Source organism: Niallia sp. (assembly GCF_031978665.1).
Lineage (GTDB): Bacteria > Bacillota > Bacilli > Bacillales > Cytobacillaceae > Niallia.
The window spans coordinates 7,631-16,259 of sequence record NZ_DALZDK010000059.1 but is presented as its reverse complement, the minus strand read 5'-3'; the positions used below and the strand labels follow the sequence as shown (position 1 = coordinate 16,259).

The 8,629-nt window shown below is 34.7% G+C and carries 8 protein-coding genes; 7 read left to right on the top strand and 1 reads right to left on the bottom strand.

Going from position 1 to position 8,629, the window contains the following annotated elements:
- The 7 genes from RTL21_RS22205 to RTL21_RS22175 form a co-directional block, all read left to right on the top strand.
- Positions 1-254 (top strand): superoxide dismutase (locus RTL21_RS22205; protein ID WP_312099228.1); only part of this gene is annotated, 254 nt, incomplete at its 5' end.
- A 54-nt stretch (positions 255-308) separates the two neighbouring features.
- A complete protein-coding gene (locus tag RTL21_RS22200; RefSeq protein WP_312099226.1) occupies positions 309-833 on the top strand; it encodes an NADPH-dependent FMN reductase in 525 nt (174 codons plus the stop codon).
- A 178-nt stretch (positions 834-1,011) separates the two neighbouring features.
- The gene (locus RTL21_RS22195; RefSeq protein ID WP_312099225.1) at positions 1,012-2,709 is read left to right on the top strand and encodes a sigma-54-dependent transcriptional regulator; all 1,698 of its coding nucleotides are present in this window, start codon (positions 1,012-1,014) and stop codon (positions 2,707-2,709) included.
- Between the two features lie 149 nt (positions 2,710-2,858).
- Positions 2,859-3,842 (top strand): 2-keto-3-deoxygluconate permease, encoded by a 984-nt coding sequence (locus RTL21_RS22190; RefSeq protein WP_312099224.1) that lies wholly within the window; start codon positions 2,859-2,861, stop codon positions 3,840-3,842.
- Positions 3,843-3,852: 10 nt separating this feature from the next.
- Positions 3,853-5,163 carry a four-carbon acid sugar kinase family protein gene (locus RTL21_RS22185; protein ID WP_312099222.1) on the top strand — a complete coding sequence of 437 codons (1,311 nt, stop codon included), beginning with the start codon at positions 3,853-3,855 and terminating at the stop codon, positions 5,161-5,163.
- Positions 5,160-6,164, top strand: coding sequence for a 4-hydroxythreonine-4-phosphate dehydrogenase PdxA (pdxA, locus tag RTL21_RS22180; RefSeq protein ID WP_312099220.1), 1,005 nt, complete (start codon positions 5,160-5,162; stop codon positions 6,162-6,164). The genes RTL21_RS22185 and pdxA overlap by 4 nt, the downstream gene beginning before the upstream one ends.
- Before the next feature lie 260 nt (positions 6,165-6,424).
- On the top strand, positions 6,425-7,942 hold the full coding sequence (locus tag RTL21_RS22175) for a glycine betaine uptake BCCT transporter (protein ID WP_312099219.1): 1,518 nt from the start codon (positions 6,425-6,427) through the stop codon (positions 7,940-7,942).
- Between the two features lie 65 nt (positions 7,943-8,007).
- Here RTL21_RS22175 and RTL21_RS22170 read toward each other — a convergent pair whose 3' ends face one another.
- Positions 8,008-8,403, bottom strand: a complete 396-nt coding sequence (locus RTL21_RS22170) for an SET domain-containing protein (protein ID WP_312099217.1) — start codon at positions 8,401-8,403, stop codon at positions 8,008-8,010.
- Positions 8,404-8,629: the final 226 nt, after the last annotated feature.

The window sequence follows — 8,629 nt, the reverse complement described above, 5'->3', positions numbered from 1 at the left end:
CTGCAGCAGCCACTACTAGATTTGGATCTGGTTGGGCATGGCTAGTTGTTGACCAAGAAGGAAATTTAAAAGTAACAAGCACACCAAATCAAGATAATCCAATTATGGATGGCGAGCGCGCTATCTTAGGATTAGATGTTTGGGAGCATGCCTACTACTTAAATTATCAAAATAGAAGACCTGACTACATTTCCAATTTCTTCTCTATCATTAATTGGAGCGTAGTGGCAGATAAATTTGCTAATAATAACTAATAAGATTGACAAAGATAAAGTGTTTCATGCTTATCTTTAAGCTTGGAGGATAATATGAAGCTTGTAGGGATTTCTGGTTCGTTAGTTGGTTCCAAAACTTCAAAAGCAGTGAATGAAGTTTTAGTTGCAGCCAAGTCACTTGATCCAACTATTCAAGTGGAGTTAATTGATTTAAGAGAGTATGATATTGAATTTGTTAATGGGGCACCACTAAGCTATTATAACGATGATACGATTAAAGTAGTAAATACAATTTTAGCAAGCGATGCTCTTGTAATAGGAACCCCAATATATCAAGCTTCCATTACAGGTGTATTAAAAAATCTTTTTGATCATCTTCCAGTCGATTCGTTCAAATCAAAAGTAACAGGGATGGTTATCACAGGTGGGACAGATAAACATTTTCTTGTGATGGAATATCAATTAAAGCCAATTCTTGCGTATTTTAAAGGATTGGTAACAGTACAAAATGTGTTTGTGCATAATGATTATTTTGATGATGAGAACGAAATTACGGATGAAGATGTTAAAAAGCGAATGGCTAAATTAGCGGAGGAAATTATTTATTTAAAGCGCTAGTTATAGCCTATCTATGACCATAACCTTAAGACAGATCTGCTAAATATTAGTAGGTCTGTTTTTTATTATTTAGGAGGGTTCCTGATTGTTTAGCTCTACTAAATTGTGGAACAGGCACTTGACATCTAATCTTATTTCTTTCAATGTATAAAGTAATAAAGAATAATAGGTGAAAACGATGGAAATTAAAACTTTACTAATTGCTCCATATCCTGCATTGGAGCATGTAATGGAAGAATGTTTAAAAATAGATCATGAACTTAATATGCATATTGAATTGGCGAATCTACAGGAGGCAATTCCAATTGCAAAAGAGGCAGAAAAGCAAGGAATTGAGATTATTATAAGCCGTGGGGGGACGGCACAATTAATAGAGCAAGAAGTGAATATTCCAGTTGTTGATATACATGTTTCTGGCTATGATATGTTGCGTGTTCTGACATTGGCAAATGATTATCCAGGGAAGAAAGCAATTGTTGGGTTCTCTAACATTACCATTGGAGCTAAAGCACTAACAGACTTGTTAGAAATTCCAATTGAGGTATTTACGATTGAGGATGCGATAGAAGTTGAGCCTTTGGTGAATCAATTGAAAATAGATGGCTATCAATTAATCATTGGGGACGTTATTACACGGGATGCTGCAGCTAAGTATAATCTAGAAGGGATACTGATACAATCAGGAAGAGAAGCTATATTTGAAGCTATTAAAGAAGTTAAGAGCATTTACCGAATGTTGAGAAAGCAACGTTTGCAAATGACTATTATGCAAACCGTTATAGAGAGACAATTATCGGATGTTATTGTAGTGAATGGTGAAGGAACTATTGTCTATGAAAACTGGGCAATATTCGATCATACGCAAGTTCCGGTAAAAAAATTGATAAATGTAATACATCAAAAAAATAATCTTCAAGAAGAACTGGATATAATAGTGACGAATCAGCATAAAAGAATAAAACAGATGATGGTACCAATAAATTTAGAGGGAGAAAATCATTATTTGTTTGCATTCTCTTTATTAGATGAATTAGTTGAGGAAAGTCCTTTACATATTATAGATGTCCCCACTCAACCGGTAATCATCTCTAAAAGTGAGAGGATGAAGAGATGTATCGATAAGATAGATAGTAATCTTAGTAATCATTATTGGATACTAATAGGGAAATTGGGTACTGGGAAAAAACAAGTCTCAAAACTTATTCACTACAAAAAAAATAGGGGGATTGGTTTTTTAGGAATCATATCTGCCGCTGCATTCCTTACAATGAAAAATCAAATAGACTCGGATATAAAATCGATATATTTTAATGAAATCGAAATGTTAAGTGCTAGCGAGTTAAGATTGTTTGTTGAAAGAGTAAGGAAGTTACATGCTTTGGGGATAACGGTGATTATTGCAATAGATACGATAGACACTGAAATATATCACTCTCTTTCTTATCCCGATTTCATTCGCATTGATTTTCCAACTTTGTCTGAGCGGAAAGAGGATATAAGGCCATTAGCAGCACTCTTTTTAGCTGCTTTTCATGCAAAATTTGGAACTTCAGCAATTAAAATAAAGGAAGAGGCTTTGCAGGTATTGGAATCCTATACCTGGCCAGGCAATGTAGAAGAATTATATATTCTTATTCGCGATGCGGTGAAGGAAGAAAAAGGTTTCGTAATTGGAAAAAGGTTAATTCAACAGCTTCTTGGAGACAGGTTAAAGAAAATAGAAAGTATAGATAAAGAGTATTTACAAGGTACTTTAGTAGAAATTGAAAAAAGAATTATTGATGCTGTTATGGAAGAAGAACAATATAACCAGACAAAAGTTGCAGAAAGACTAGGGATAAATCGAACGACTCTATGGCGGAAGCTGAAACAATAAGTTTTCAGCTTTTTTTTATTTCAAGTGTTTAATTTTGCAACATTTTACACTGTTTTCATTGTGTAAATAAATGAAAGCAATTACAATTATCATTGTAAACGATTACTTATTGTTTTAAATTGAAACATATTAAAAGGAGTGTTAAGATTATGAAGATAAAAGAAACGTTGGATCGGATTCCTGGAGGGATGATGGTAGTTCCGTTGCTAATTGCAGCGCTATTAAATACTTTTACTCCCAATCTTCTTAGAATTGGAAATTTTACGGAGGCTTTATTTGTTAATGGGGCACCTACTTTAATTGCTTTATTTCTTTTATGTACTGGTGCACAAATCAATGTAAAATCCTTTGGAGTTTCTGTTGGGAAAGGCGCAACTTTATTACTAACAAAATGGGTTGTTGGTGCCGTCTTTGGATTATTAGCGTATCTATTTGCTGGAGATAATGGCCTTTGGTTAGGATTAGCACCTATTGCCGTTATTGCCGCAATGACAAATAGTAATGGTGGATTATTTGTTGCATTAGTTGGTCAGTACGGTAGTAAGGAAGACCGAGCAGCTTATTCACTTTTAGCTCTTAATGATGGACCTTTTTTAACAATGGTTGCTTTATCAATCTTTGGTGCGATGGGATTTGTTGATGGATTATTTTCTGTCACTTCCTTTATTTCCGTGCTTCTTCCAATTGTTGTCGGTATGGTATTAGGGAATTTAGATGATAAAATGAGAGAATTTTTAGATAGCGGAAGTTCCATGTTAATTCCATTTTTTGCTTTTGCTCTTGGAATGGGGATTAATTTCACTGCCATTATAGAAGGTGGTTTAGCCGGTATTATTCTAGGATTATTAACCGTTTTTGTAACAGGAACAGCAGGTTATTATGTATTCAAACTTCTAAAATGGAACCCAATTGTTGGAGCTGCTGAAGGTTCAACAGCTGGAAATGCAGTGGCAACACCGGCAGTTATTGCAGCTGCAAATGTAAGCTTCGCATCAGTGGTGGATATTGCAACAGTTCAGGTTGCTGCTTCTGTGGTGACCACAGCAATACTACTTCCAATCTATGTAGGATTCTTAGTGAAAAGATTAGAAAAAAAAGGATATAAATTTGAGGAACAGGGTATCAAAATGTAAGTTAAGGGATGTGTTCGACTTGAGATACAAAATGGGGATTATTTCAGATGATTTAACAGGCGCAAACGATTCTGGTGTTCAGCTGGCGATGAAGGATTTGTCTACTACTGTAGTGTTTGATCTTAAAAATTCGTCTGAAAACACAGATTCTGATGTTCTTATATTAGATACGGATAGCAGAGCAAAAAACGGAGAAGAAGCATATCAGTCGGTAGTAGAGGCGGCTACTTTTCTTAAAAATAGAGGGTATCAACATATATATAAGAAGGTTGATTCCACGCTAAGAGGGAACATAGAAGCTGAACTTACAGCGATAGAAGCTGTTTATGAGCCAGAGGTCATTGTTATTGCTCCAGCCTATCCCAAAATGAGACGTCAAACCATCAATGGGCATCATTTTGTAGGCGGTGTCATCATAACAGAAACTGAATTTTCAAAAGATCCGAAGACACCAGTGGAAGAATCCTATCTACCAAAGCTCTTAAATCCAACAGATAATAGGAAAATTAAACTGTTAAATAAGGAAATTTGGCACAAATCTAAGGAAGAGAAAGATAGCATCATACGCTCTTCGATAGAGGAAGGTAATAAATGGTTTGTTTGTGATGCGGAAACAGAAGAGGATCTTTTCCATATTGCAGAACTGTTTGTAGGGCTAAATAAATCAATCGTATGGGCAGGATCCGCTGGACTAATTGAGTATTTGCCAGAAATATTAAATCTAAATTCTGCTTCTGTAAAAGATACAGAAGAAATGGAAATTAATCATACACTTATTGTTTCAGGAAGTTTATCTCAAGTAACCAAAAAGCAATTATGCAAGGTTGAGAGTTTATCAAACTCCTATTTTCTGAAAATTAATCCTGTTGATTTAATTAATCAAATATATAGATTGGATGAGTTTGCGAATAAAGTTGAGCAATATAAAGGCTGTAAACATTTTGTGCTTTATGTGGAAGCTGATGATACTAACAGAACGAGTGCGGTAGAAGCTGGTAAGAAGCTTGGTTTAAGTAAAACTGATGTAAGTGAGGCAATATCGAACGGTTTGGGGATTATTGCAAATCATTTGTTAAAGGCTTTTCCTAATATAAAAGGTTTAGTGTTAACAGGTGGAGATACAGCCAAGGCAGTATGTCGAGCACTTGGTGTTACGGAAATGGAATTGTATTTGGAGATTGAGGCAGGACTTCCCTTTGGTAAAATTAGAACTAGGATTAATAGTTATTGGGCGGTTACTAAGGCTGGCGGATTTGGAGCAGAAGAATCATTAATAAAAGCATTAGAATTTTTGATTAACAAAAGAAGGGTGATAGTATGAGTAAATTAAAACCAATTGTAGGTATAACAATGGGAGATGCAGCAGGTGTTGGTCCAGAAATTATTCTAAAGAGTCTCGGTGAAGAGGAAATGTATGATATTAGCCGACCTTTAGTAATTGGTGATAGTAAAATTTTAGAAAGAGCGAAACAGTTTGTAAATAGCGAGTTGATAATAAAGAATATATCTGTAGAAGACATTGCAGAAATATCTTATCATTATGGTACGGTTTATTGTTTAAATTTAAATTTATTGGATGAAACGCTTCCTATAGGAACAGTATCTCCGGAAGCAGGGAATGCAGCATTTCAATATCTTGCTAAAGCAATTGAGCTTGCAAAGGAAGAGAAAATTCATGCCATTTGCACTGCGCCTTTAAATAAAGAGGCATTGCATAAAGGTGGACATAAATATCCAGGTCATACAGAAATTCTAGCTGATCTTACTGGCACACAAGATTTCTCTATGATGCTATCTGCACCGAATCTAAAAGTTATTCATGTAACAACACATGTTGGGATTATTGATGCAGTAAAAATGATAAATCCAGAACGTGTTTACCATGTCATTAAACTCGCACATGATACGTTGCAAAAGGCAGGTATTTCAAATCCTAAAATTGCAGTATGTGGTATTAATCCACATGCTGGTGAAAATGGGCTATTTGGTTATGGAGAAGAAGAAGAGAAAGTAATTCCTGGTGTAGAAAAGGCACAAAGGGAGGGCATAGAAGCTGTTGGCCCACTTCCAGCAGACACATTATTTTTCCGAGCAGTACGCGGAGATTTTGATATTGTTGTAGCAATGTATCATGACCAAGGACATGGTCCAGTGAAAGTATTGGGATTAGACGCAGGAGTAAATATCACGGTTGGTTTACCAATTATTCGAACAAGTGTGGACCACGGGACAGCATTTGACATTGCAGGTAAGGGGATCGCAGATGAAAAAAGCTTAATGGAAGCAATGCGTCAGGCTGTTGAATTAGCTCCTAAATTGTGATTCTGTATTAATAGTTCTAACTTTTGAGGAATAATGGGGTAGCAGCTTATAGATTACTGTTGAGGTTTAAATTCCTAGAAAACCAATTAGAGACAAAGTCTTTACCGATAAGGGTGAAGACTTTGTTTTTTATTGGAAAATTGTAAAACGGTCATAGTGCACCTTGAGAACTAGTATGTGTTTAATTCTCCAAATAACGGATATAATAACTAAGCAACTAATCTACATAGATTATTATTTGATTAAGGAGAATTTATTATATGAAGTTTAAGAATCATCTTGTTTTTTCTGTTTCTGTAATTATTTTATTATTGATTGTCTTGGTGGGAGTTATTGCTCCGAATACGCTTGAAGTAACTACAGCTAATGCACAGTCTTTTATAACAGATTCATTTGGTTGGTATTATTTAATTGTGGTCACATTTTTCGTAATAATATGTTTGTACTTATTAATAAGTCCTGTCGGGAAAATTAAATTAGGAAAACCAGACGATAAGCCAGAGTTTTCACGACTAGCTTGGTTAGCGATGCTTTTTAGCGCAGGTATGGGGATTGGCCTTGTTTTTTACGGAACAGCGGAGCCATTAAGCCATTATGCAATTAGTTCTCCAACAAATGAAATAGGCACAGACCAAGGTATGAAAGATGCGATGAGATACACCTATTTCCATTGGGGAATTCATGCATGGGCAGTATACGGAATTGTTGCACTCAGTCTTGCTTATACAACCTTTAGGAAGGGTGGAACTACACTAATTAGTTCCACCTTAAAGCCATTGCTCGGTAATTCAATGGATGGAAGATTGGGAAGAATTGTCGATATTATTGCTGTTTTCGCAACAGTAACAGGAATTGCGACAACACTTGGATTTGGAGCAGTGCAAATTAATGGTGGGCTATCTTTTCTTTATGGCGTTCCATCTAATTTTCTAACTCAGTTTATTATCATTGTAATAGTCACTGTGTTATTTATCCTTTCAGCACTTTCGGGATTAGGTAAAGGAATTAAAATTCTTAGTAATACGAATATGATTTTAGCTTTTATCTTATTTTTGATTGTTTTTATTCTGGGTAACACTGTCTTTATTCTAAACTTATTTACAGATACGATTGGGACGTATTTACAAAATCTAGTTCGGATGAGTTTTCGAATTGCTCCTTTAAATGGTGAAGGTCGCGCATGGATAGATACTTGGACGATTTTTTATTGGGCTTGGTGGATTGCGTGGTCACCTTTTGTTGGTATTTTTATTGCTCGCATTTCAAAAGGAAGAACAATTCGTGAATTTGTTACCTATGTATTATTTATCCCATCTGTAATCGGCTTTTTATGGTTTACTGTCTTTGGTGGGAATGCGATGCTATTAGAGCATAACGGATTAGGTTCTATTTCGACTTTTGCTACAGAAGAAACACTGTTTGCGCTACTAGAGCATTATCCTTTTAGTTCTTTACTTTCTATTTTAGCTATTGTGTTGATTAGTGTTTTCTTTATTACATCTGCAGATTCAGGAACATTCGTATTGGGGATGCTTTCTGCTAATGGAATTCAGAATCCCAGCAATAGAATTAAAGTGATTTGGGGTCTTTTGTTAACTACTATCTCGCTTGTATTACTTTATTCTGGAGGATTACAAGCATTACAAAATATGATGATTATTGCGGCTCTTCCTTTCTCCGTTATTATGATTTTAATGACGTTAAGTCTATTAAAGGAAGTACATCACGAAAAAGCGGAATACGAATCAAAGTGGAAGAAGAAAAAAGGCTCGAAATAGTATCGAGCCTTCAGACTGTAGACAAACTCCTTAAAATTTGAGGTATTTGTTTACAGTTTTTTTTCTTAATCTTCTTTTTCCTCTTTATCTTTATTAAACCATAATGGCTCGTAATCATCGACTTCCCCATTATAATTTATTAAAATTTCTTCGCCGGCTTTTATATCTTTATAAGCATAGTAGTCAAACGTATGCTTATCAAAATTAATCTCATAAGTAGCATTTGGTTCATAGGAATGGTTAAATAGCATGCCATAGCCTAGAACAACTGCACTGTGATTAATGCCATATTCATAAACATAATCTTCGAGTACTGTTCTTTCAATATACTTATGTTGATCATTTGGATAAGGAACGACAGGAGCTTCATGGAATAAAGTACCTTTTTTGATATCACATGTAGCAAATACGCCTCTATTAAATTCCCCATCACTTAGAGGGGATGTTTTTATTTCTATCATTATTGTTCACCTACAACTCTTTATAGTTTACTGCTATATCTTACTCTAACATTGATTCTTTTATTTAGGAAATAAATTAAATAAAAATTTATAAAATAAAGCATTTCTGTTATAATCTGATTTTTTAACAAATGAAGAATTTGGAGATAATAGTGTATAATGAGTAATATTCTTTAGGTTTTTGTAATGATTAATTTTAAGATGATTACGTTTTTTCATAAAAAGT